This window comes from Streptomyces sp. NPDC001508 (assembly GCF_040298665.1).
Lineage (GTDB): Bacteria > Actinomycetota > Actinomycetes > Streptomycetales > Streptomycetaceae > Streptomyces.
In genome coordinates, this window is sequence record NZ_JBEPAP010000021.1 from 35,021 (window position 1) to 58,331 (window position 23,311).

The window sequence follows — 23,311 nt, forward strand, 5'->3', positions numbered from 1 at the left end:
CGTCCCCGTGATCTTGAGGAGCCGGCCGTGGCCGCCGAGTCCGCCGTCACCACCTGCTACCGCCATCCCAAGGCGGAGTCGCATGTGCGCTGCACCCGCTGCGATCGCTATATCTGCCCGGCCTGCATGCGCGAGGCCGCCGTCGGCCACCAGTGCGTGGACTGCGTACGGGAGGGCGCCCGGTCGATACGGCAGGCGCGGACGGCGTTCGGCGGCCGGATCACCACGGTGCCGCTCGTCACCGGTGTCCTCATCGGCCTCAATGTCCTCGCCTACCTCGCCGAACTGGTGCGCCCGGCGGTCGTGGACCGGTTCGGGATGCTGGGGCGCGGGCTCGTGGGCGGCGACGGCACGCACTATCTGTGGCAGTACCCGTACGGCTTTGACGTGCACGCGGAAGGGCTTGCCGGGGGCGAGTGGTACCGGCTGCTGACCGGGGCGTTCCTGCATCTGCCGGCCACGCAGACGCCGTTCGGCGTCCTGCACATCGTGCTGAACATGGTGTCCCTGTGGAGCCTCGGCCGGGTGGTGGAGGCCCAGTTGGGCCGTATCCGCTACGTCGCCCTGTATCTGCTCTCGGCGCTCGGCGGCTCCGTACTGGTGCTGCTGATCGCGCCGGACACGCTGACGGTCGGCGCGTCCGGCGCGATCTTCGGGATCGGTGCCGCCTACTACGTGATGGCCCGCCGCCTGGGCTACGACATGAACGCCGTCAACCGCTACATGGCGGGGCTGCTGCTGTGGCTGGTGATCTCCGCCGGGTTCGCGTCCTGGCAGGGGCATCTCGGCGGACTGCTGGCGGGCGGCACGCTGACACTCGCGTACGCGTATGCGCCGCGGGACGGCCGGCGCACCCTGGTGCAGGCGGGCGCGGGCATCGCCGTGCTGGGCCTGCTGGTGGTGTTGACCTGGGCGAAGGTCTCGGAACTGACGGGAGGGGCGGCCTGATGCAGGCCGTACGGTGAAGTCATGAAACGAGCCGGCATTCTGCTGTTCGCGGCCGTCCCGGTGATCGTCACGGCGGTGGTGTACGTGGCCACGCCGGGCGACTCGGGCCCGTCCTCGTCCCAGCCCGCCTCCGCCGCGGCCCAGTCCCGCGCGGACGCCAAGGCGCGGGCCGAGCGGTCGGAGAAGTCACAGGACGACGAGGTGATCGCGGACGCGCCGCCGGGCCTCGCCGCGCCGAAGAAGAAGGAACTGGCGCAGCAGGTCGTGGCGAGCGCCGAGAACTCCACGCTGGACTGGCGCAGTACGTACGGCTACATCGAGGACATCGGCGACGGCCAGGGCTACACCGCGGGCATCATCGGCTTCTGCACCGGCACACATGACCTGCTCACCCTGGTCGAGCGCTACACCAAGGCGCACCCGGACAACGGTCTCGCCGGCTATCTGCCCGCCCTGCGCAAGGTCGACGGCACGGACTCGCACGAGGGTCTCGACCCCGGTTTCACCGCCGCCTGGAAGACGGAGTCGAAGTTTCCGGCCTTCCGCGCGGCGCAGGACTCCGAGCGTGACCGCGCCTACTTCGACCCCGCCGTCCGCCTCGCCAAGCTGGACGGGCTGGGCACGCTGGGCCAGTTCGTCTACTACGACGCGATGGTCTTCCACGGCCCCGGCACCGGCCCGGACGGCTTCTACGGCCTGCGCGAACACGCCCTGAAGGAGGCCGACACCCCGGCCGAGGGCGGCAGCGAGAAGGCCTACCTCGACATCTTCCTGGACGTCCGCCGGACGGCGATGCGGGCCAAGCGCCCCGGCATCGACACCACCCGCATCGACACGGCCCAGCGGCGGTTCCTCTACGACGGCAACATGGATCTGCATACACCGCTGGAATGGAAGGTGTACGGCGAGACGTACAAGGTGCCGTAGCGCGTCATCTGTCGCCTGTCGTCCGTCGTCTGCGGCTGCGTCGTGGCTGAACGCGCGGTTCCCCGCGTCCCTGTGGGGCTGGGCAGACGGCGGCGCCTGCCCGGTGTCCGGTCGGGGACTGGTGGGCAGGCGCCGTCGGTGTTCCGTACGCCGTTGTACGGGACGTCTGGTGGCGGTCGGTCAGACCAGGGCGCGGTCCGTCGGGCGGATCGGGGCCGGCAGGTCGCTCGCGCCGGTCAGGAAGCGGTCGACGCCCTTGGCGGCCGAGCGGCCCTCGGCGATCGCCCACACGATGAGCGACTGGCCGCGGCCGGCGTCACCGGCGACGAAGACGCCCGGGACATTGGTCTGGAAGTCGGCGTCGCGGGCGATGTTGCCGCGCTCGTCCAGCTCCAGGCCGAACTGCTCGACCATGCCGTTGTCCCGGTCGGTGCCGGTGAACCCCATGGCGAGCGTGACGAGTTGGGCGGGGATACGGCGCTCCGTGCCCGGCTTCTGCGTCAGCCTGCCGTCGACGAACTCGGCCTCGGCCAGGTGCAGCCACTGCACCTGACCGTCCTCGTCACCCTCGAAGTGGCTGGTGGACGCCGAGTAGATGCGCTCGCCGCCCTCCTCGTGGGCCGAGGTGACCTTGTAGAGGATCGGGAAGGTCGGCCAGGGCTGGGAGACCGTGTCCCGCTCGTCGTTGGGGCGGGGCATGATCTCCAGCTGGGTGACGGAGGCCGCGCCCTGGCGGTGGGCGGTGCCCACGCAGTCCGCGCCGGTGTCGCCGCCGCCGATCACCACGACATGCTTGCCCTTCGCCGAGATCGGCGCGGTGACGTAGTCGCCCTCCTGGACCTTGTTGGCCAGCGGCAGGTACTCCATCGCCTGGTGGATGCCCTTGAGTTCACGGCCGGGCACCGGCAGATCGCGGGCGGTCGTGGAGCCGGCGGCGATGACGACGGCGTCGTACCGCTTGCGCAGGTCGGTCGCCTTCAGGTCGCGGCCGATCTCCATGCCGGTGCGGAACCGGGTGCCCTCCGCCCGCATCTGCTCGATGCGGCGGTTGATGTGCCGCTTCTCCATCTTGAACTCGGGGATGCCGTAGCGCAGCAGGCCGCCGATCCGGTCGGCGCGCTCGTAGACGGCGACGGTGTGGCCGGCCCGGGTCAGCTGCTGGGCGGCGGCCAGGCCCGCCGGTCCTGAGCCGATCACGGCGACCGTCTTGCCGGACAGCCGCTCGGGCACCTGCGGCCGGACGTCACCGACGTCCCACGCCTTGTCGATGATCGAGACCTCGACGTTCTTGATGGTGACCGGCGACTGGTTGATGCCGAGCACACACGCCGACTCGCAGGGCGCCGGGCACAGCCGCCCGGTGAACTCCGGGAAGTTGTTGGTGGCGTGCAGCCGCTCCGAGGCGGCGGACCAGTCCTCGCGGTAGGCGTAGTCGTTCCACTCGGGGATGAGGTTTCCGAGCGGACAGCCGTTGTGACAGAACGGGATGCCGCAGTCCATGCACCGGCTGGCCTGCTTGCTGATGATCGGCAGCAGCGAGCCGGGGACGTAGACCTCGTTCCAGTCCTTGACGCGCTCGTCGACGGGACGGGTCTCGGCGATCTGACGGCCGTGGTTGAGGAAGCCCTTCGGGTCAGCCATTGATCGCCGCCTCCATCATCTTTTCGTCGGTCTCGGTCTCGGAGAGACCGGCTCGCTCGGCGGCGTCCTTGGCGGCGAGCACTGCCTGGTACGTGCTGGGGATGATCTTGGTGAAGCGGTCGGCCGCGGTCTCCCACTCGGCCAGCAGCTTCTCGGCGACCGTCGAGCCGGTCTCCTCCTGGTGGCGGCGCACCACGTCGTGCAGCCACTGCTTGTCCGTCTCGTCCAGCGCCTGGATCGCTCCCAGGTTGCCCGAGTTCACGTGGTCGCGGTCCAGGTCGATGACGTAGGCGACGCCGCCGGACATGCCGGCCGCGAAGTTGCGGCCCGTCTCGCCGAGGACGACCGCGTGACCGCCGGTCATGTACTCGCAGCCGTGGTCGCCCACGCCTTCGGCGACCACCAGCGCACCGGAGTTGCGGACGCAGAACCGCTCGCCGGTGCGGCCGCGCAGGAACAGCTCGCCGCCGGTCGCACCGTACGCGATGGTGTTGCCCGCGATCGTGGAGTACTCGGCGAGGTGGTCGGCGCCGCGGTCCGGGCGCACGATCACCCGTCCGCCGGACAGGCCCTTGCCGACGTAGTCGTTGGCGTCGCCCTCCAGGCGGAGGGTGACGCCGCGCGGCAGGAAGGCGCCGAAGGACTGGCCGGCCGAGCCGGTGAAGGTGATGTCGATCGTGTCGTCGGGCAGACCCGCGCCGCCGAACTTCTTCGTCACCTCGTGGCCGAGCATGGTGCCGACCGTGCGGTTGATGTTGCGGATGGCGACCTGCGCGCGCACCGGCTGGGCGTCGATGGCGCCGGCCGCGGCGAGGGCGTCGGCGGCGAGCTTGATCAGCTCGTTGTCCAGGGCCTTGGCCAGGCCGTGGTCCTGCTCGACGGCCTGGTGGCGCACCGCGCCCGCGGGCAGGTCGGGCACGTGGAACAGCGGCTCCAGGTCCAGGCCCTGCGCCTTCCAGTGGTCGACGGCCCGGCTGACGTCGAGCGCCTCGGCGTGCCCGACGGCCTCCTCGATGGAGCGGAAGCCCAGCTCGGCGAGGAGTTCGCGGACCTCCTGGGCGATGAACTCGAAGAAGTTCACCACGTACTCGGCCTTGCCGGCGAACCGGTCCCGCAGGGTCGGGTTCTGGGTGGCGATGCCGACCGGGCAGGTGTCCAGGTGGCAGACGCGCATCATGATGCAGCCGGAGACGACGAGCGGCGCGGTCGCGAAACCGAACTCCTCGGCGCCGAGCAGCGCGGCGATGACCACGTCCCGGCCGGTCTTCAGCTGGCCGTCGGTCTGCACCACGATCCGGTCGCGCAGGCCGTTGAGCAGCAGGGTCTGCTGGGTCTCGGCGAGGCCCAGCTCCCAGGGGCCGCCCGCGTGCTTGAGGGAGGTCAGCGGGGAGGCGCCGGTGCCGCCGTCGTGCCCGGAGATCAGGACCACGTCCGCGTGCGCCTTGGAGACGCCCGCGGCGACCGTGCCGACGCCGACCTCGGACACCAGCTTCACATGGATCCGCGCGGCCGGGTTGGCGTTCTTGAGGTCGTGGATCAGCTGGGCCAGGTCCTCGATGGAGTAGATGTCGTGGTGCGGCGGCGGCGAGATCAGGCCGACACCGGGGGTGCTGTGCCGGGTCTTGGCCACCCACGGGTACACCTTGTGGCCGGGCAGTTGGCCGCCCTCGCCGGGCTTGGCGCCCTGGGCCATCTTGATCTGGATGTCGTCGGCGTTGACCAGGTACTCGGAGGTCACACCGAACCGGCCGGAGGCGACCTGCTTGATGGACGAGCGGCGCGCCGGGTCGTACAGGCGCTCCGGGTCCTCGCCGCCCTCACCGGTGTTGGACTTGCCGCCCAGCTGGTTCATGGCGATGGCGAGCGTCTCGTGCGCCTCGCGGGAGATGGACCCGTACGACATGGCGCCGGTGGAGAAACGCTTGACGATCTCGCTGACCGGCTCGACCTCCTCGACGGGGACCGGCTGCCGGTCCGCGGCGAAGCCGAACAGCCCGCGCAGCGTCATCAGACGCTCGGACTGCTCGTTCACGCGCGCGGTGTACTTCTTGAAGACGTCGTAGCGGCCGGTGCGCGTGGAGTGCTGGAGGCGGAAGACCGTCTCGGGGTCGAACAGGTGCGGCTCGCCCTCGCGACGCCACTGGTACTCGCCGCCGATCTCCAGGGCGCGGTGCGCGGGGGCGATGCCGGAGACCGGGTAGGCCTTGGCGTGCCGGGCGGCGACCTCCTCGGCGACGACGTCGATGCCGACACCGCCGATCTTGGTGGCGGTGCCGTTGAAGTACTTCTCGACGAAGCCGTCGTCGAGGCCGACGGCCTCGAAGACCTGGGCGCCGCGGTAGGAGGCGACGGTCGAGATGCCCATCTTGGACATGACCTTCAGTACGCCCTTGCCGAGGGCGTGGATCAGGTTGCGGATGGCCTTCTCGGTCTCCATGCCGGGCAGGAAGGTGCCCGCGCGGACCAGGTCCTCCACGGACTCCATCGCCAGGTACGGGTTGACCCCGGCGGCGCCGTAGCCGATGAGCAGGGCCACATGGTGGACCTCGCGGACGTCGCCGGCCTCGACCAGCAGGCCCACGTGGGTGCGCTGCTTGGTGCGGATGAGGTGGTGGTGGACGGCTGCGGTGAGCAGCAGCGAGGGGATCGGGGCGTGCTCGGCGTCCGAGTGGCGGTCCGACAGGACGATCAGCCGGGCGCCGTTGCCGATGGCGGCGTCGGCCTCGGCGCAGATCTCGTCGATGCGGGCGGCCAGGGCCTCGCCGCCGCCGCCGACCCGGTACAGACCGGAGAGGGTCGCGGCCTTGAAGCCCGGCAGGTCGCCGTCCGCGTTGATGTGGATGAGCTTGGCCAGCTCGTCGTTGTCGATGACCGGGAAGGGCAGCACGACGGACCGACAGGAGGCGGCGGTCGGGTCGAGCAGATTGCCCTGCGGGCCCAGCGCGGAGCGCAGCGAGGTGACCAGTTCCTCGCGGATCGCGTCCAGCGGCGGGTTGGTGACCTGCGCGAACAGCTGGGTGAAGTAGTCGAACAGCAGGCGCGGGCGCTCGGACAGGGCGGCGATCGGCGAGTCGGTGCCCATGGAGCCGATGGGCTCGGCGCCGGCCTTGGCCATCGGCGCGAGCAGGACGCGCAGCTCTTCCTCGGTGTAGCCGAAGGTCTGCTGGCGGCGGGTGACCGAGGCGTGGGTGTGCACGATGTGCTCGCGCTCGGGCAGGTCGACCAGCTCGATCTCGCCGGCCTCCAGCCAGTCGGCGTAGGGCTGCTCGGCGGCGAGGGCCGCCTTGATCTCGTCGTCCTCGATGATGCGGTGCTCGGCGGTGTCGACGAGGAACATACGGCCGGGCTGCAGCCGGCCCTTGCGGACGACCTTGGCGGGGTCGATGTCGAGGACGCCGACCTCGGAGCCGAGGACGACGAGGCCGTCGTCGGTGACCCAGTAGCGGCCGGGACGCAAACCGTTGCGGTCGAGTACGGCGCCGACCTGGGTGCCGTCGGTGAAGGTGACGCAGGCCGGGCCGTCCCAGGGCTCCATCATGGTGGCGTGGAACTGGTAGAAGGCGCGCCGGGCCGGGTCCATGGAGGCGTGGTTCTCCCATGCCTCCGGGATCATCATCAGCACGGAGTGCGGCAGCGAGCGGCCGCCGAGGTGCAGCAGTTCCAGCACCTCGTCGAAGGAGGCGGAGTCGGAGGCGCCGGGCGTGCACACCGGGAAGACACGGTCCAGGTTTCGGTCGCCGAACAGGTCGGAGGCCAGCCGGGACTCGCGGGCGCGCATCCAGTTGCGGTTGCCCTGCACGGTGTTGATCTCGCCGTTGTGCGCGACGAAGCGGTAGGGGTGCGCGAGCGGCCACGACGGGAAGGTGTTGGTGGAGAACCGGGAGTGCACGAGCGCGATCGCGGTGGTGAAACGGCGGTCGGACAGGTCCGGGAAGAACGGTTCGAGCTGTCCGGTGGTCAGCATGCCCTTGTACACGATCGTGCGCGAGGACAGCGACGGGAAGTACACGTCGGCCTCGCGCTCGGCGCGCTTGCGCAGCACGAACGCCTTGCGGTCCAGCGCGATGCCCTCGCTGGCCCGGTCGGTGACGAAGAGCTGCCGGAAGACCGGCATGGTCGAGCGCGCGGTGGCGCCCAGCAGATCGGGGGCGACCGGGACCTCGCGCCAGCCGAGGACCGTCAGCCCCTCCTCGTGGGCGATCGTCTCGATCTGTGAGACGGCCTCGGCGGTGTGCTCCTCGGGCAGGAAGGCGATGCCGACGGCGTAGGCCCCGGCCGCGGGGAGTTCAAATCCGGCCACTTCGCGCAGGAAGGCGTCCGGCACCTGGGAGAGCAGTCCCGCGCCGTCGCCGGAGTCGGGTTCGGAGCCGGTGGCACCGCGGTGCTCCAGGTTGCGCAGAACCGTGAGCGCCTGCTCGACCAGCGCATGGCTCGCCTCGCCGGTGAGGGTGGCCACGAAGCCGACGCCACAGGCGTCGTGCTCGTTGCGGGGGTCGTACATACCCTGCGCAGCAGGGCGAGCATCCATGAACGACCAGTTCCGGCCATTCGTGGAGTGCTGGGACGGCTGGCGCGGTGTACGCATCGGCTCTCCCGTCGTCGTCATCTGGCATATGCGGTGCCGAGGGACGACGCTGGCCCTCTGCGTGAGTGCAAAATTTCGTGCAGGTTACATGATGGAGCGGTTCTCGGGAACCGGATACTCCGTTCCAGCATGCGGATGTCGCCGGGGTGCGCGACAGAGCGCCGCGCACGGCGGCGGAAGTGTGTGGGGGCCGGCGCGGACAGATCCATGTCCATCGGCCCGAAGGGGGGCGGGAGGGGCGTACTCGCCCATCCCGCGGATGTGCCGCGGGCGTCTTTGCCCACAGCGCTTACGGCTCATGCCCAGCGGTCAAGCATCTGAAACCAGTGGGTAACAGCTGCCCCACGCGGCCCGGCGCATGGGTGCCAGCTGCACTATCCTACGGCGGTTCCGAACAAACTGCCCAGGGCGTAGGTCACACCGGCCGCCGCGCCACCGAGGGCGAGCTGTCGCAGACCGCTGAACCACCAGCTGCGCGCGGTCACCCTGGCGACCACGGCGCCGCAGCCGAACAGCCCGATGAGGGCCAGCAGCAGGGCCGGCCACAGCGCGGTCGCGCCCAGCAGGTACGGCAGGACGGGCAGCAGGGCGCCCAGCGCGAAGGAGCCGAACGAGGAGACCGCCGCGACCAGCGGCGACGGCAGATCGCCCGGGTCGACGCCCAGTTCCTCCCGGGCGTGTATCTCCAGGGCCTGCTCGGGATCCCGGGACAGCTGCCGGGCGACCTCGCGGGCCAGTTCCGGCTCGACACCCCGCGTCTCGTAGAGTGCCGCCAGTTCCGCCTCCTCGTCCTGCGGGTGCCGGCGCAGCTCGCGCCGCTCGACGTCCAGCTCGGCCTCGACCAGCTCGCGCTGCGAGGCTACGGAGGTGTACTCGCCGGCCGCCATGGAGAAGGCGCCGGCGGCGAGGCCCGCGAGCCCCGTGATGACGATGGTCTGGTGGCCGACCGCGCCGCCGGCCACACCGGTGATCAGGGCGAGGTTGGAGACCAGGCCGTCCATCGCGCCGAACACGGCGGGGCGCAGCCAGCCGCCGTTCACGTCCCGGTGCGTGTGGTTGTCCCGATGGGCCTCGTGCAGCGCGGCCTCGGTCTCGATGATGGCCATAGGGGTCCCCCAGGAACCTAGTTGGACGGGTTCTATTTTTCGACAACAGCGAATCTACGCCTTTGATTTCCGCACCGCCAGCAAGGAAAGGCTCGGCTAACCTGCGGCTTTACCTTCTTTGCTCAAACGTGCGGATGGTCGCGCATATGTCGACCGGGTGACGCTGAGGCCCTCGGTGCTCACGCCGAGGGCTCCGGTGGCAGACATCCGCAAAAGTCACCCCACGAAGAGAGCCGCCCATGGCATCGATCGCCCGCATCCCGTCGGTCCCGTCCGCCGGGGACGCCACCGAACTGCGCGAACGGGCCCGCGGCGCGCTGCTCGGCCTCGCGGTGGGGGACGCGCTCGGGGCCCCGGCGGAGAACCTGAAGCCCTCGGAGATCCGGGCCCGCTGGGGCCGTATCACGGGCTACGTCGTGGAACGGCCGTCCGGCACCGACGACACCGAGTACGCGATCTTCTCGGGGCTGCTGCTCGCCCGGCACGGCTGCGCGCTCACCCCGGAGCATGCGGAGGCGGCCTGGCACGAGTGGATCGCCAACCAGCACGAGGGGCCCTTCCGGGGCGCGGGATTCAGCGAGCGGGGCACACTGGAGAACCTGCGCCGGGGGCTGGCCGCGCCCATCTCCGCCCAGCACCGGCACGCCTGGAGCGACGGCCTCGCGATGCGGGCCGCCCCCTTCGGGGTGTTCGCGGCGGGCCGCCCCGCCGAGGCGGCCCGGCTGGTGGCGATCGACGGCTCGGTCAGCCATGACGGCGAGGGCATCTACGGCGGGCAGGCGGTGGCCGCCGGGGTGGCCGCGGCCATGGCGGGGGCGCCGGTCAGCGCGGTGGTCGCCGCCGCGCTCGCCGTCGTCCCCGACGACTCGTGGACGGCCCGCTCGCTGCGCCGGGCGGTCGCCGTCGCCCACCGCGGCGAACGCGCGGTCCGCTCCGCGGTCGTCGTCGGCGGCTACCCCTGGACCGACCTCGCCCCCGAGGCGGTGGCGCTCGCCTTCGGGGCGTACGCGTCCGCCGACGGCGACTTCCGGCGGGCCGTCCTGACGGCGGTCAACATGGGCCGGGACGCCGACACCACGGCCGCCGTGGCGGGCGCGCTGGCCGGCGCGACCGAGGGCGCGGGCGCGGTCCCGCCCGACTGGGCGGCGGCGATCGGTCCGGCCCGCGGCACCTGCCTGCCCTCCATGGCGGGCCACCACGTGCTCGACGTGGCGGATCTCCTGATCGAACGGGCACCGGATCCTCTGGTCGAGGACGCACCGGAACTCCTGGTCGAGGACGCACCGGAACTCCCGGCCCGGGAGGCGGCCGGATCGGGGGCGGGCGGACCGGGGGCAGGCGGACCGGGGACGGGCGGACCGGGGACAGGCGGACCGGGGACAGGCGGACCGGGGACAGGCGGACCGGGGGCGGGCGGATCGGGGGCGGCCGTACCGTCCGTGCCGCATGTCTTGCCCGGTGCGCTGCGTGACCTCGTCGCACTGGCCGGGGCACAGGCCGCGGAAGGGCTCGCCCCGGACTCCGTACGCGGCGCGGCCCACCCGGCGGTCGAGCCGGCGACCGTACCGCCCGCCGACACCGCGGCCTACGTGCCCGCCGCGTGCGCGCCGGTCGAGCAGGGCAAGGTGCGGCCGTGAGCCGCAGGATCGAGGGGCTGCTGCTCGGGCTGGCCGCCGGGGACGCCGCCGGATGGCCGGCGGCGCGCCACCGGGCCGCCCGGATGCCCGAGTGGACACGGCGGCTCACCCGCGAACTGGACACCTTCGCCGAGCAGAACGCGACGACCACGCTGCCCGTGCCGATCGCGCTCAACCAGCCCCCGGAGCCGCTGCGCCTCGGCCCCTCCGACGACGCCGAGTGGGCGGTGTTCGCGGCCGAGGCGGTACTGCGCGCCGGCGACGACAGCGCGCTCGGGGACCTCAGCCGGGACCGCCGCACCCGGGCCGCCATCGACCTCACCTGGAGCGCCGTCGCCTCCGAGGTCGCCGCCGCGGCCGAGCGCGCCCCGGAGGTCGAGTCCGCGGTGCTGCCGCTGCGTGCCCGGATCTCGGTCCGGGCCGGCCTCGGCAACCTCGCCACCGGGCTGCGCCCGCCCGCCACCGGCCACGACAACCCGCACTACTTCGACGACGCGGCCTGTGTACGCGCCTGCGTGCTCGCCGTCGCCCACCGCGGCGACCCGGGACGCGCCGCCGAACTGGCCGAGTTCGACGCCCGCTACACCCAGGACGGCGACGGGGTGCACGGCGCGCGGGCGATGGCCGCGGCCCTTGCCCTGGCGCTCGCCGGCGCGGATGTGGACACCTGTGTGACGGCGGCCCTCGGCGAACTGCCCGCGACCACGGAGATCGGCCGCAACGCCCGCCACGCGCTGGCCCTCGCCCACGACACCGGGACCGCCTTCGCCCTGATCCCGCTCCTGGAGCACCAGATCGTCGACCACGTCTACAGCTACGGCATCGCCGCCGCCGAGACGGTCCCGGTCGCCCTCGCCCTGGCCGGCGCCGCGCGGGGCCGGATCGCCGAGGCCGTGCCCGCCGCGGCCTGTCTGTCCCGGGTCGCCGACTCGGCCCCCGCGCTGGCGGGCGCGCTGACCGGGGCGCTGGGCGGCGGCGCGGCCCTCCCGCGCGCGTGGCGGGACGCCTGCCGCACCCTCTCCGGCTGTGCGCTCCCCCGCCTCACCGGCACCGACCTGGTCGAACTCGCCGAACTCCTGGAAGCCGCGCAACCGCCCGCTCCAGGGGGATGATGCGGGGCATGACGCCCACAGCAGATGAAATCGGCAGCCCCGGTCTGCATGAGCGGATCACCGGGGCGCTCGTCGGCGCCGCCGTCGCGGACGCCCTCGGCGGCCCCGTCGAGGGCTACTCGCCCGACCAGATCCTCGAACGCCACGGTGGCCGCGTGCACGGCATCGTCGGCCCCTGGCACGGCGACGCCTGGCGCACCGCCCGCCCCATCGCCCCCTACCACAAGGGCGACGGGCACATCACCGACGACACCTTGATGACCCATGCGCTGGTCCGGGTGTACGCGCGGGTCCGGGACCATCTGGACGCCTACGCCGTCGCCGACCACCTGGTCCCGGACCTGATGACGAACCCCCGCTGGATCCCCGAACTGGAGGCGGAGGCGCTGCCCCTGCACCGGATCTTCCTGGCGGAGAAGTGGCTGGTGGCCCGGCTGGCGTACGGCCATGTGGACCCCCGGGAGGCGGGCACGGGCAACATCGTCAACTGCGGGGCGGCGATGTACATGGCGCCCGTCGGCCTGGTCAACGCGGCCAACCCGGCGGGTGCGTACGCCGAGGCGCTGGAGGTGGCGGGCGCGCACCAGTCGTCGTACGGCCGTGAGGCGGCCGGGGTCTTCGCCGCGGCGGTGGCGGCGGCCACGGCACCCGGCGCGAGCCCCCGGTCGGTGGTGGCCGCCTGCCTGTCACTGGCCAAGGACGGCACCCGGGCGGCGATCGAGGAGGTCTGCGCGGTGGCCGGCCGGCACCGCGACATCGAGTCGGCGCTGGTACCGCTGCGGGAGGCGGTGGCACCCTACGACACGGTCGGCCCCGATTACCGGGCCCCGTCCCTCGGCGCCCGCCGCCCGTCCCGGCTGCACTCGATCGAGGAACTTCCCATCGCGCTCGGCATGTTGCTGGTGGCCGACGGCGACTACCGGCAGGCGGTGCTGGGCTCGGTCAACTACGGCCGTGACTGCGACTCGATCGCGACGATGGCGGGCGCGCTGGCCGGCGCCCTCGGCTCGCCCGTCCCCAAGGACTGGTCCAAGACCGTGGCGGAGGCAAGCCGGCTTGACCTGTGGGCGCCCGCCCGGACGCTCACCGAGGTCGCACAGGAGGTCTTCGCGCGGGACGTCGGACGGCGCCGGGCCCACGAGCGGGCGTTCGCCGCACTCGGGGGTCCGGAATGCTCCGACTGACCTGGGTCCAGCCGGAGGACCTGGTGGCCCACGAGCTTCGCCAGGCGCGGCAGGACGGACGCGAGCCGACGGCGATCGAGGCGCGGTGGACGGCGGCGGGCGGCGGCGCCGCGCCGCTGCGGGCCGGTGCCTCCCCACGGCCGGCGTCGCGGTATCTGCGGCTGCTCGCGGAGGATCTGCTGGACGAACTGGCCGACCTGCCCAGCGCATTGACCGACCGAGAACCGACCGAGCTGACAAAGATCAAGACCCGGTGCCCCGACTGGCCCACCGAACCACTCCCGCTTCGCGGCCGATTGACGGGGCGTCGGCCGCCGGACCATGGGTCGCGGGATCGTCAGTTCGCCGAAGTCGGGCTCTTGGACGGCGGGTTGCCGGATCACGGATCCCCGGCCCACGGGTCTTACGAACGCGGGCTCCCCGGTCACGGGTCCTCCGGCTCCGCAGGGCCGCGGGGGCCGCGGGGTTCGGACGGTGGTGGGGGCTGTACGGACCTCACGCCGCTCCGGCTCGAAGCGGCCTGGCTGGGGCGGGCCGTGGGCTGTCTGCTGGGCAAGCCGGTCGAGAAGGTGCCCCTCGACGGCATCCGCCGGCTCGCCCGGTCCACCGGCAACTGGCCGCTCGCCGGGTACTTCACGGCACGCGGGGTCCCCGACGACCTCAAGGCGGCCCACCCCTGGAACCGTCGTTCCGCCCCCACCTCGCTCGCCGAGAACATCGACGGCATGCCCGAGGATGACGACCTCAACTACCCGCTGTTGAACCTCCTGTTGCTCCGCCGGCACGGCAGGGCGTTCAGCACCGTCGAGCTGGCCGGGCTCTGGCTCGACGAACTCCCCGCCGGCCGCACCTTCACCGCCGAGCGCATCGCCTACCGCAACCTTCTCGCCGGCATCGAACCCCCGCACACGGCCCGTCACCGCAATCCCTTCCGCGAGTGGATCGGCGCCCTCATCCGGGCCGACATGCACGGCTGGACCAACCCGGGCGATCCGGCCGCCGCCGCGGAACAGGCCCATCGCGACGCCGTGCTCAGCCACACCGCCAACGGCGTCTACGCGGCGATGTTCATCGCGGCCACCATCGCCGCCGCGGCCACCGGAGCCCTGGACGTGCACGCCTGCCTGCGCGTCGGCCGCACGGTGGTACCGCCCGGCTCCCGACTCGCGCAGGCCCTGGACCACGCCGTCCCGCTGGCCGCCGAACACACCGACTTCGACCAGGTCGTGGACGCGCTGCACGCCCGCTACTCCGCCGCCTACCACTGGGTCCACGCCCTTCCCAACACCGCCCTGATCGCCGCCGCCCTCACCCACGCGGACGGCGACTTCACCGGCTCCATCTGCCGCGCCGTGTCGGGCGGCTGGGACACCGACTCCAACGGGGCCACCGCGGGCAGCATCGCCGGGCTCCTCGCCGGCACCCCCGCCGCCCTGCCCGACCGCTGGACGGCCCCCCTCAAGAACCGCCTCGCCACCTCCGTCAACGGTTTCGACGGCACCGGCTTCGACACCCTCGCCCAGCTCACCCACCTGGAGGCGACCCGCCCATGACCCCCATCGCACCCGCCAGCGCGACCACCGGCCTCGTCCCGTACGAGGCCCCGCACGCCGGATGAACGCCCCCCGGCCCCTGGACGGTCTGCGCGTCCTCGATCTCGCCACCCTCTTCGCCGGCCCCCTCGCCGCCACCCTGCTCGGTGACTTCGGCGCCGAGGTCGTCAAGGTCGAGCACCCGGCGAAACCCGACCCGTCCCGCGGTCACGGTCCCGCCAAGGACGGCGTCGGCCTGTGGTGGAAGCTGCTCGGCCGCAACAAACGCACCGTCACCCTGGACCTGTCCAAACCCGGCGGCCGCGCCACCCTGCTGCGGCTGGCCGCCACCGCCGACGTGGTGATCGAGAACTTCCGGCCCGGCACGCTGGAGAAGTGGGACCTGGGCTGGGAGGAGCTGTCCGCCGTCAACCCGCGCCTCGTGCTCACCCGGGTCACCGCCTTCGGCCAGTTCGGGCCGTACGCGCGCCGCCCCGGCTTCGGCACCCTCGCCGAGGCGATGAGCGGCTTCGCCGCGATCACCGGCGAGCCGGACGCGCCCCCGACACTACCGCCCTTCGGTCTCGCCGACTCCATCGCCGCCCTGGCCACGGCGTACGCGGTGATGACCGCGCTGGCCGCCCGGGAGCACACCGGTGCGGGCCAGGTCGTCGACATGGCCATCATCGAGCCGATCCTGACCGTCCTCGGCCCGCAGCCCATCTGGTACGACCAGTTGGGCCACGTCCAGCCGCGCACCGGCAACCGCTCGCAGAACAACGCACCGCGCAACACCTACCGCACGGCCGACGGCAGTTGGGTCGCCGTCTCCACCTCCGCGCAGTCGGTCGCCGAACGCGTCATGGACCTGGTCGGCCGAAAGGACCTGATCGGTGAGCCGTGGTTCGCGACCGGCGCCGGACGGGCGGCGCACGCCGACGCCCTCGACGCGGCGGTCGGCCGCTGGATCGCCCGCCGCACCCGCGACGAGGTGGTGTCCGCCTTCGAGAAGGCGGAGGCCGCGGTGGCGCCGATCCAGGACGTACGGGACGTCATGTCCGACCCGCAGTACGCCGCCCTGGGCACCATCGCCACCGTCGACGACCCGGAACTGGGCCCGCTGCGCATGCAGAACGTCCTCTTCCGGCTCTCCGCCACCCCCGGCGCGATCCGCTGGGCGGGCCGCCCGCACGGCGCGGACACGGAGGCCGTCCTGACCGAGCTGGGCCTGACCCCGGAGGAGCTGCACGCCCTGCGCGAGGAGGGCGCCCTGTGATCCCGTTCCCGCTCACCTGGCTGTATGTCCCGGGCGACCGCCCGCATGTGGTGGCCAAGGCGCTGGCCTGCGGCGCGGACGTGGTGGTGATCGACCTGGAGGACGCGGTCGCCCCTGACCGCAAGGAGTACGCCCGCGCGGCGACCGTCGACCTGCTGTCCGAGCCGCAGCCGGTACGGGTCCACGTCCGGGTGAACGGCACCGAAGGCCCGTGGGCCGGCGCCGACCTGCGGGCGGTGGCCGGGCTGCCGGGTGTGTCCGGGGTACGGCTGCCGAAGGTGACCTCCGCCGACGAGGTGGTGCGCGCCGCCGACACCACGGGGCATCGGCTGTACGCGCTTCTCGAAACCGCCCTCGGCATCGAGCACGCCCATACCATCGCCGGCGCCCACCCGGCCCTGCGGGGCATCTCGCTCGGCGAGGCGGATCTCCGGGCCGACCTGGGCGTACGCGATGACGCGGGCCTCGACTGGTGCCGCTCCCGGGTCGTCGTCGCCGCGCGGGCGGCCGGGCTCGCGCCGCCGCCGCAGTCGGTCCACCCCGACATCCGCGACCTGGACGGGCTAGCCGCCTCCTGCGCCCACGGCCGCGCCCTCGGCTTTCTCGGCCGGGCCGCCATCCACCCGCGCCAGCTGCCCATCATCGAGCGTGCCTATCTGCCCACGGAGGCGGAGCTGGAACAGGCCGAGACGGTCGTGAAGGCGGCGACGACGGAGCGTGGCGCCCAGGCGCTGCCGGACGGCCGGTTCATCGACGCGGCCGTGGTGGCGGCGGCCCGGCGGACATTGTCCCTGGCGGCCCGCAGGCCGTGAGACACGACGAGGGCGCCCCGCGATCCGGGGCGCCCTCGTCGTCGTACGGCCGCGGGTCAGCTCTTCTTGGCCGACTCCGCCTCGTCCTGCGCTTCCGAAGCCTCGGGGACCTCGGCGTCATCCCCGTTCTCGGCGCGGCCCTCGGGGACCCCGGCGGCCCCGGTCTCGGCCTGCGCCTCGCCCTTCGCCTTGTCTGTCGCCTTGTCCTTCGCCTCGTCGTCGGACGCGGTCTCGGACCCGGTCTCCGTGCCGGGGGTCGCACCCTCGGCATCCGCCGCCGCGGCGGCCGGCTCCACCACGGACTCCCGGCCGGGCCGCTTCTTCGCCGACACGACGATGTACACCACCGCCAGCACGAAGACGAGCAGCGCGGTCCAGTCGTTGAGCCGCAGGCCCAGGATGTGGTGGGCGTCGTCGACACGCATGTACTCGATCCAGGCCCGGCCCACGCAGTACGCGGCGACGTACAGGGCGAACGCCCGGCCGTGCCCCAGCTTGAAGCGCCGGTCGGCCCAGATCACCAGGACGGCGACGCCGATGCACCACAGGGACTCGTACAGGAACGTCGGGTGGTAGTAGCCCGGCACCCGGCCGCCCGAGGAGGAGGTGATGTGCACCGCCCAGGGGAGGTCCGTCTCACGCCCGTACAGCTCCTGGTTGAACCAGTTGCCCCAGCGGCCGATCGCCTGCGCCAGGGCGATGCCGGGGGCGACGGCGTCGGCGTACGCGGGCATCGGGATGCCCCGGCGCCGGGCGCCGATCCAGGCACCCAGTGCGCCGAGCGCGATCGCGCCCCAGATGCCGAGCCCGCCCTCCCACACCTTGAAGGCGTCCACCCAGTCACGGCCCTCGCTGAAGTACAGCTCGTAGTCCGTGATCACGTGGTAGAGCCGACCGCCGACGAGGCCGAACGGCACGGCCCAGACGGCGATGTCGGCCACCGTGCCGGAACGGCCACCGCGGGCGATCCAGCGCTTGTTGCCGAGCCAGACGGCAACGAACACGCCGATGATGATGCAGAACGCGTAGCCGCGCAGCGGAATCGGGCCGAGGTACAGCACCCCGCGCGACGGGCTGGGAATGTAGGCAAGTTCCATGGCAGGGTCGACGCTACCGTGCCGGGCCGGGCACACGGCAGTCAGCCCGGCTACGGGTCCATAACAGGGGCGTGAGAATCGCTTACCCCTTGTCGGCCGCCTCCACCATCTGCTTGAGCTTGTCCGGGGTCAGCGTCTGGTCCTGGTAGATGTTCTTGCCGTTCAGCAGGACGGTCGGCGTACCGGAGAAACCACCCGCCTGGAAGGCCTTGTTGGACTTCGCCACCCAGCTGTTGTGCGTGCCGTCTCTGACACACTTCTGGAACTCGGGCGTGTCCAGGCCGTTCACCTTGCCCGCCAGCTCGATCAGCTTGGCATCGCTGGAGAAGGCGTCGTCCGTCTCCTTGGGCTGGTTCTCGTACAGCACGTCGTGGTACTCGCGGAACTTTCCGGCGTCCTGGGCGCAGGCCGCCGCGTTGGCCGAGCGCCGGGAGCCACTGCCGCCGAGGTTGCCGTCGATGAGCGTGACCAGGTGGTACTCGATTCTGAGCTTGCCCGCGTCGGTCAGCTCGTGCAGCGTGGGGCGGTACGCCGTCTCGAACTGCCCGCAGGCCGGGCAGCGGAAGTCCTCCCACACCGTGAGCGTGGACTTGGCGCCGTCCTTGCCGACCGGGATGGCGAGGCCGTCCTTGCCCTGCGCGCCGGAGGGTGCCACGACCGGACCCGCGCCGGCGCTGCTCTTGTCCTTGCCGGCGTTCGCGGCGACCACGCCGATCACCGCCGCGAGCCCGAGCACGCAGATCACGGTCGCGCCCACGATCAGCGCGCGGCGTCGCTTGTCCGCGGCCTTCTGCTTCTCTCGCTCGACCGCCAGGCGCTCGCGGGCGGTGCGCTTTCCGTCACGATTCTTCTCGCTCACACCCCCAGAACGAACCGGGGAGGCACAGTGCGCCTCCCCGGTCCCAGGTCCACCCGTTCGAGTGACCAGCGCTCCGCGGGTGGGGCGGGGTATCACGGCCGTCGTTCGACCGCGGAGCCGTCGTGGCCGGTCGCGCCATTCCCGCGCCCCCTTCGGGGCGCGGCTCGGCAGCGCGCGTCCGGGGTTTGGCTATGGCTGGTTGGCTAGGGCTGGCCTCGTACACCTCTTGCCAGGTCGGTGGCCAGGGCCTGGACCGCCGCGATGGCGGCTGCCTGGTTCGGGGCGTCCAGCATGCGTTTGACGAAGGCCGAGCCGACGATCACTCCGTCGGCGAAACCCGCGACCTGGGCGGCCTGGGCGCTGTCGGAGACGCCGAGGCCGACGCAGACGGGCAGGTCCGTGCCGGTGGCACGGGTGCGCCGCACCAGGTCCTGGGCCTGCGTGCCGACGGACTCACGGGTGCCCGTGACGCCCATCAGCGAGGCGGCGTAGACGAAGCCGCTGCCGGCCGCGGTGATCTCCGCGAGCCGGGCGTCCTTGCTGCTGGGGGCGACCACGAAGACCGTGGCGAGGCCGTGCTTCGCGGCGTGCTCACGCCACAGCGCCGACTCCTGGACCGGCAGGTCGGGCAGGATGCAGCCCGCGCCGCCCGCCTCCGCCAACTCGGCGGTGAAGCGCTCCACGCCGTAGCGGTCGATGGGGTTCCAGTAGGTCATGACGAGGACGGGCTTCCCGGTCGCCTCGTGGGCCTCCCGGACCGTGCGCATGACGTCGGCGATCCGGACGCCGCCGCGCAGCGCGATGTCGTCGGCGGTCTGGATGACCGGGCCGTCCAGGACCGGGTCGCTGTGCGGCAGCCCGACCTCGACCACATCGGCGCCGCCGTCGAACACGGCCTTGATCGCCTCGATGCCGCCGTCCACGGTGGGGAAACCGGCCGGGAGGTAGGCGATCAGGGCGGACCGCCCCTCTGCCTTCGCGGCGGCGAGCGTGTCGGTCAGCAGCTGGATGTTCCCGCTCACTTGGCGTCCCCCTCGATCTCGGCGTGCGCGCCGTCCGCGTCCGCGGCGACCTCGGCGTCCGCGTCGCCGTCGTACAGGCCGAAGTAGCGGGCGGCCGTGTCCATGTCCTTGTCGCCGCGGCCGGACAGGTTGACCACGATCAGGCCGTCCCCGCCCAGTTCCCGGCCGACCTCCAGGGCACCTGCGAGCGCGTGGGCGCTCTCGATCGCCGGGATGATGCCCTCGGTGCGCGACAGCAGACGCAGCGCCTGCATGGCCGCGTCGTCGGTGATCGCGCGGTATTCGCCGCGGCCGGACTCCTTGAGGTAGGAGTGCTCGGGGCCGACGCCCGGGTAGTCCAGGCCGGCCGAGATCGAGTACGGCTCGGTGATCTGGCCCTCGTCGTCCTGGAGCACGAAGGAGCGGGAACCGTGCAGGATGCCGGGCTCGCCCTCGGTGAGGGTGGCCGCGTGCTCGCCGGTGGCGACGCCGTGCCCGGCGGGCTCGCAGCCGACGAGGCGGACGGAGGTGTCCGGGATGAAGGCGTGGAAGAGGCCGATGGCGTTGGAGCCGCCGCCGACGCAGGCGACCGCGGCGTCGGGGAGCCGGCCCGCCCGCTCCAGGAGCTGGCGGCGCGCCTCCACGCCGATCACCCGGTGGAAGTCGCGCACCATCGCGGGGAACGGGTGGGGCCCGGCCACGGTCCCGAACAGGTAGTGGGTGTGGTCGACGTTGGCGACCCAGTCCCGGAAGGCCTCGTTGATGGCGTCCTTCAGGGTGCGGCTGCCGGACTTCACGGCGACGACCTCGGCGCCCAGCATGCGCATGCGGGCCACGTTCAGGGCCTGGCGCCGGGTGTCGATCTCGCCCATGTAGATGGTGCAGTCGAGGCCGAACAGCGCGCAGGCGGTGGCGGTGGCGACGCCGTGCTGGCCGGCGCCGGTCTCCGCGATCACACGGGTCTTGCCCATCCGCCGGGTGAGCAGGGCCTGGCCCAGCACATTGTTGATCTTGTGGGAGCCGGTGTGGTTGAGGTCCTCGCGCTTGAGGAACACCCGGGCGCCGCCGGCGTGCTCGGCGAACCGCGGCACCTCGGTGAGCGCGCTCGGGCGGCCGGTGTAGTCGGCCAGGAGGCCGTCGAGTTCGCGGGCGAACTCCGGGTCGTGCTTGGCCTTGTCGTACTCGACGGCGACCTCGTCCACGGCGGCGACGAGCGCCTCCGGGATGAACTTGCCGCCGAACGCGCCGAAGTAGCCCCCGGCGCTGGGAATCCGACCCTCCGGGTCGGGGATGAAGAACTCGCTGGGCATGCGCAATCCTCACGGTGAGCTGGTGGAAAAGACACTCATCGCCGTGGGGTGCGGGCTCCGTCAGCCGGCTGCGGGACCGTCGTTCCCGGTCGCGCAGTGTCCCGCGCCCCTTCCGGGGCGCTGCCATCGACGGCCGTTCACCTGCCCGGGCTCGTCACCGATGACATAGCGCACCCGGCGCCCGTGCACCCGGCGGGCGGGCGCCCGGCAGCCACGGGGACGGCAGCCGCGCGCCAGGCGGGCGTACCGGTCCGTGGTCGTCACGGGGATCGTCGCAGTCATCGGGGCCCACCCTACCGGGAGTTCAGCCCCGGCCGTGCCGCAGTGCGGGGTGCTCGCCCGCCGCCACCAGGTCGGCGACCGCCGTCCTCGGGTCGCGCCCGGTCACCAGGGACTCGCCGACCAGGACCGCGTCGGCGCCGGCGTTGGCGTAGGCGATCAGGTCGTGCGGGCCGCGGACACCGGACTCGGCGATCCTGACCACGCTGTCCGGGATCTCCGGGGCGACCCGCTCGAACGTGCCCCGGTCGACCTCCAGGGTCTTCAGGTTGCGCGCGTTGACGCCGATCACCTTGGCGCCCGCGTCCACCGCGCGGTCCACCTCGTCCTCGTCGTGCACCTCGACGAGCGGGGTGAGCCCGATGGAGACGGCCCGCTCGATCAGCGACTCCAGGGCCGGCTGGTCGAGGGCTGCGACGATCAGCAGCGCGAGGTCGGCGCCGTACGCCCGGGCCTCCCACAGCTGGTACGAGGTGACGATGAAGTCCTTGCGCAGCACCGGGATGTCCACGCGGGCCCGGACCGCCTCCAGGTCGGCGAGCGAGCCGCCGAAGCGGCGCTGCTCGGTGAGGACCGAGATGACGGCCGCGCCGCCCGCCTCGTAGTCGGCGGCGAGCCCGGCCGGATCGGCGATCGCGGCCAGCGCGCCCTTGGACGGGCTGGAGCGCTTGACCTCGCAGATCACCTTGACGCCGTCGCCGCGCAGGGCGGCCGCCCCGTCCTTGGCCGCCGGCGCCTTCGCCGCGCGCTCCTTGAGCTCGTCGAGGCTGACGCGCGCCTGCCGATCCGCCAGGTCGGCACGGACCCCGTCGATGATCTCGTCGAGCACACTCACGCGAGCGGCCCCCTTCCAGCCGGTGGTTCCTGCCGGGTCGAAACCCGTGGTCACTGCGATGGTATCCGCAGGACGGCGAAGGCCCCGCATCCGGTCGTCGCCGGTCCCACTACCTGGACCTCACCCAGTTGATCAAGGATGCAGCCAGCCACCGAACGGCAGGTTCCGGACAACGGTGAAGGCCAGCAGCACGGCTCCGAGGCTCCACAGGTGCACCGGCCCGAGTGCGATCCGCATCGGCCGCCCGCGCACCGTGCGGACCATCCAGACGGTCCACAGGACGGCGAAGGCCAGGTAGGCGGCCACGGCCGGGGCGTTGGCCTGAAGCGCGGCCGTGAGGTCCCCGTGGATGAAGGCGTGCGCGCTGCGCAGTCCGCCGCAGCCGGGGCAGTACAGGCCGGTGTAGGCGTACAGCGGGCACACCGGGTAGTGGCCCGGCTCGTTCGGGTCCACTGCCGCGACGTACGCGAAGGCCCCGGCGACGGCGGCGAGCAGTCCCGTGGGGACCGCCAGCCGGCCGAGGACGCCCGCGCGGCCCGTGCGCGGCACCAGATGCTCACTGTCGGCGTTCACGTCTCGCATTGTCCCCCCTGTGGCCGTGGGCACGCGTGAGGGGCGCCGCGGCGGCCTGTACGGTGCCGTGGCGCCCCTCACGCGTGGTCGCCGACGAGGCGGTCGTCCGCCGGGTCAGCTCTCGGCGCCGGCGGGCTCGGGCGTCACCGCGGGCCGGGGCTGCGGGACCGCGTGGACGTCTTTCGGCTGACCGAGGCCCATGGAGCGCATGATGAGGCCGACGACACCGCCGAGCACCACGATCGCCATGCCGGCCCAGAAACCGAGCGGCTGTGCCATCACCATGAAGGCGCCCGCGACGCAGAACCCGATGAAGGCGATGATGACACCGGTCCAGGCGGCCGGGGTGTGACCGTGGCTGCTGCCCGCCATTGCTTGCTCCTCGTTGCTGTGTGCGTGTGTGAGCCGGACGCTCATCACCGCCCATTGTCCCGTACGGGTGGCCCGCCGGTGAGCAGGGGTGCCCCCGACGAACGTCTGCTTCGCCACACCCCCCGGACACAGCGCCCCGAAGGGGCGCGGGGCTGTACCGATATGCGGTTCCGCCACGTGGGCGCGACCAGCCACAACGCACCCGCAGCCGACCGACGACGCATC

Annotated in this window: 18 protein-coding genes and 1 pseudogene; 8 read left to right on the top strand and 11 right to left on the bottom strand. The window is 72.5% G+C overall.

The annotated features are described in order from the left end of the window. The first annotated feature begins 27 nt into the window (after positions 1-27). Together ABT245_RS20240 and ABT245_RS20245 are read left to right on the top strand one after the other, a co-directional pair. The gene (locus ABT245_RS20240; protein WP_351735421.1) at positions 28-948 is read left to right on the top strand and encodes a rhomboid family intramembrane serine protease; all 921 of its coding nucleotides are present in this window, start codon (positions 28-30) and stop codon (positions 946-948) included. A gap of 21 nt (positions 949-969) precedes the next feature. Continuing rightward, on the top strand, positions 970-1,875 hold the full coding sequence (locus ABT245_RS20245; protein WP_351735423.1) for a chitosanase: 906 nt from the start codon (positions 970-972) through the stop codon (positions 1,873-1,875). 180 nt (positions 1,876-2,055) lie between these two features. Here the strand turns inward: ABT245_RS20245 and ABT245_RS20250 are convergent, their stop codons facing one another. The 3 genes from ABT245_RS20250 to ABT245_RS20260 all read right to left on the bottom strand — a co-directional run bounded on the left by ABT245_RS20250 (position 2,056) and on the right by ABT245_RS20260 (position 9,207). Next, positions 2,056-3,516: a glutamate synthase subunit beta gene (locus ABT245_RS20250; protein ID WP_351735425.1), complete on the bottom strand. Its 1,461-nt coding sequence runs from the start codon at positions 3,514-3,516 to the stop codon at positions 2,056-2,058. After that, positions 3,509-8,017, bottom strand: a complete 4,509-nt coding sequence (gene gltB / locus ABT245_RS20255; RefSeq protein WP_351735557.1) for a glutamate synthase large subunit — start codon at positions 8,015-8,017, stop codon at positions 3,509-3,511. Before gltB ends, ABT245_RS20250 begins: the two co-directional genes overlap by 8 nt. Positions 8,018-8,475: 458 nt before the next feature. Next, positions 8,476-9,207: a VIT1/CCC1 transporter family protein gene (locus ABT245_RS20260; protein WP_351735427.1), complete on the bottom strand. Its 732-nt coding sequence runs from the start codon at positions 9,205-9,207 to the stop codon at positions 8,476-8,478. Positions 9,208-9,446: 239 nt separating this feature from the next. On the opposite strand from ABT245_RS20260, the pseudogene ABT245_RS20265 reads away from it, so the two are divergent. The 6 genes and pseudogenes from ABT245_RS20265 to ABT245_RS20290 form a co-directional block, all read left to right on the top strand. After that, positions 9,447-10,433, top strand: a pseudogene (locus ABT245_RS20265) (ADP-ribosylglycohydrolase family protein); the annotation flags it as partial. 374 nt (positions 10,434-10,807) lie between these two features. Then, the gene (locus ABT245_RS20270; protein ID WP_502982155.1) at positions 10,808-11,956 is read left to right on the top strand and encodes an ADP-ribosylglycohydrolase family protein; all 1,149 of its coding nucleotides are present in this window, start codon (positions 10,808-10,810) and stop codon (positions 11,954-11,956) included. Between the two features lie 8 nt (positions 11,957-11,964). Continuing rightward, positions 11,965-13,140 carry an ADP-ribosylglycohydrolase family protein gene (locus ABT245_RS20275; RefSeq protein WP_351735431.1) on the top strand — a complete coding sequence of 392 codons (1,176 nt, stop codon included), beginning with the start codon at positions 11,965-11,967 and terminating at the stop codon, positions 13,138-13,140. Next, the gene (locus ABT245_RS20280; protein ID WP_351735433.1) at positions 13,128-14,693 is read left to right on the top strand and encodes an ADP-ribosylglycohydrolase family protein; all 1,566 of its coding nucleotides are present in this window, start codon (positions 13,128-13,130) and stop codon (positions 14,691-14,693) included. Before ABT245_RS20275 ends, ABT245_RS20280 begins: the two co-directional genes overlap by 13 nt. A gap of 61 nt (positions 14,694-14,754) precedes the next feature. Next, a complete protein-coding gene (locus ABT245_RS20285) occupies positions 14,755-15,948 on the top strand; it encodes a CaiB/BaiF CoA transferase family protein (RefSeq protein WP_351735435.1) in 1,194 nt (397 codons plus the stop codon). Beyond that, positions 15,945-16,760 carry an HpcH/HpaI aldolase/citrate lyase family protein gene (locus tag ABT245_RS20290; RefSeq protein ID WP_351735437.1) on the top strand — a complete coding sequence of 272 codons (816 nt, stop codon included), beginning with the start codon at positions 15,945-15,947 and terminating at the stop codon, positions 16,758-16,760. Before ABT245_RS20285 ends, ABT245_RS20290 begins: the two co-directional genes overlap by 4 nt. 56 nt (positions 16,761-16,816) lie before the next feature. On the opposite strand, the gene lgt is transcribed toward ABT245_RS20290, so the two are convergent. The 8 genes from lgt to ABT245_RS20330 form a co-directional block, all read right to left on the bottom strand. After that, a complete protein-coding gene (gene lgt / locus ABT245_RS20295; RefSeq protein WP_351735438.1) occupies positions 16,817-17,857 on the bottom strand; it encodes a prolipoprotein diacylglyceryl transferase in 1,041 nt (346 codons plus the stop codon). A gap of 82 nt (positions 17,858-17,939) precedes the next feature. Further along, on the bottom strand, positions 17,940-18,716 hold the full coding sequence (locus tag ABT245_RS20300; protein ID WP_351735439.1) for a DsbA family protein: 777 nt from the start codon (positions 18,714-18,716) through the stop codon (positions 17,940-17,942). 203 nt (positions 18,717-18,919) lie between these two features. Beyond that, positions 18,920-19,738 (bottom strand): tryptophan synthase subunit alpha, encoded by an 819-nt coding sequence (trpA, locus tag ABT245_RS20305; RefSeq protein ID WP_351735440.1) that lies wholly within the window; start codon positions 19,736-19,738, stop codon positions 18,920-18,922. Next, positions 19,735-21,027 (bottom strand): tryptophan synthase subunit beta, encoded by a 1,293-nt coding sequence (gene trpB, locus ABT245_RS20310; protein WP_351735442.1) that lies wholly within the window; start codon positions 21,025-21,027, stop codon positions 19,735-19,737. Before trpB ends, trpA begins: the two co-directional genes overlap by 4 nt. Positions 21,028-21,087: 60 nt before the next feature. After that, positions 21,088-21,309, bottom strand: coding sequence for a tryptophan biosynthesis modulator TrpM (trpM, locus tag ABT245_RS20315; protein ID WP_351735444.1), 222 nt, complete (start codon positions 21,307-21,309; stop codon positions 21,088-21,090). 22 nt (positions 21,310-21,331) lie between these two features. Continuing rightward, positions 21,332-22,141: an indole-3-glycerol phosphate synthase TrpC gene (gene trpC / locus ABT245_RS20320; protein WP_351735446.1), complete on the bottom strand. Its 810-nt coding sequence runs from the start codon at positions 22,139-22,141 to the stop codon at positions 21,332-21,334. A 132-nt stretch (positions 22,142-22,273) separates the two neighbouring features. Further along, positions 22,274-22,723 (bottom strand): DUF2752 domain-containing protein, encoded by a 450-nt coding sequence (locus tag ABT245_RS20325; protein WP_351735448.1) that lies wholly within the window; start codon positions 22,721-22,723, stop codon positions 22,274-22,276. A 105-nt stretch (positions 22,724-22,828) separates the two neighbouring features. Beyond that, complete coding sequence (locus tag ABT245_RS20330) at positions 22,829-23,086, bottom strand: HGxxPAAW family protein (protein WP_351735450.1); 258 nt, start codon at positions 23,084-23,086, stop codon at positions 22,829-22,831. Positions 23,087-23,311 lie beyond the last annotated feature (225 nt).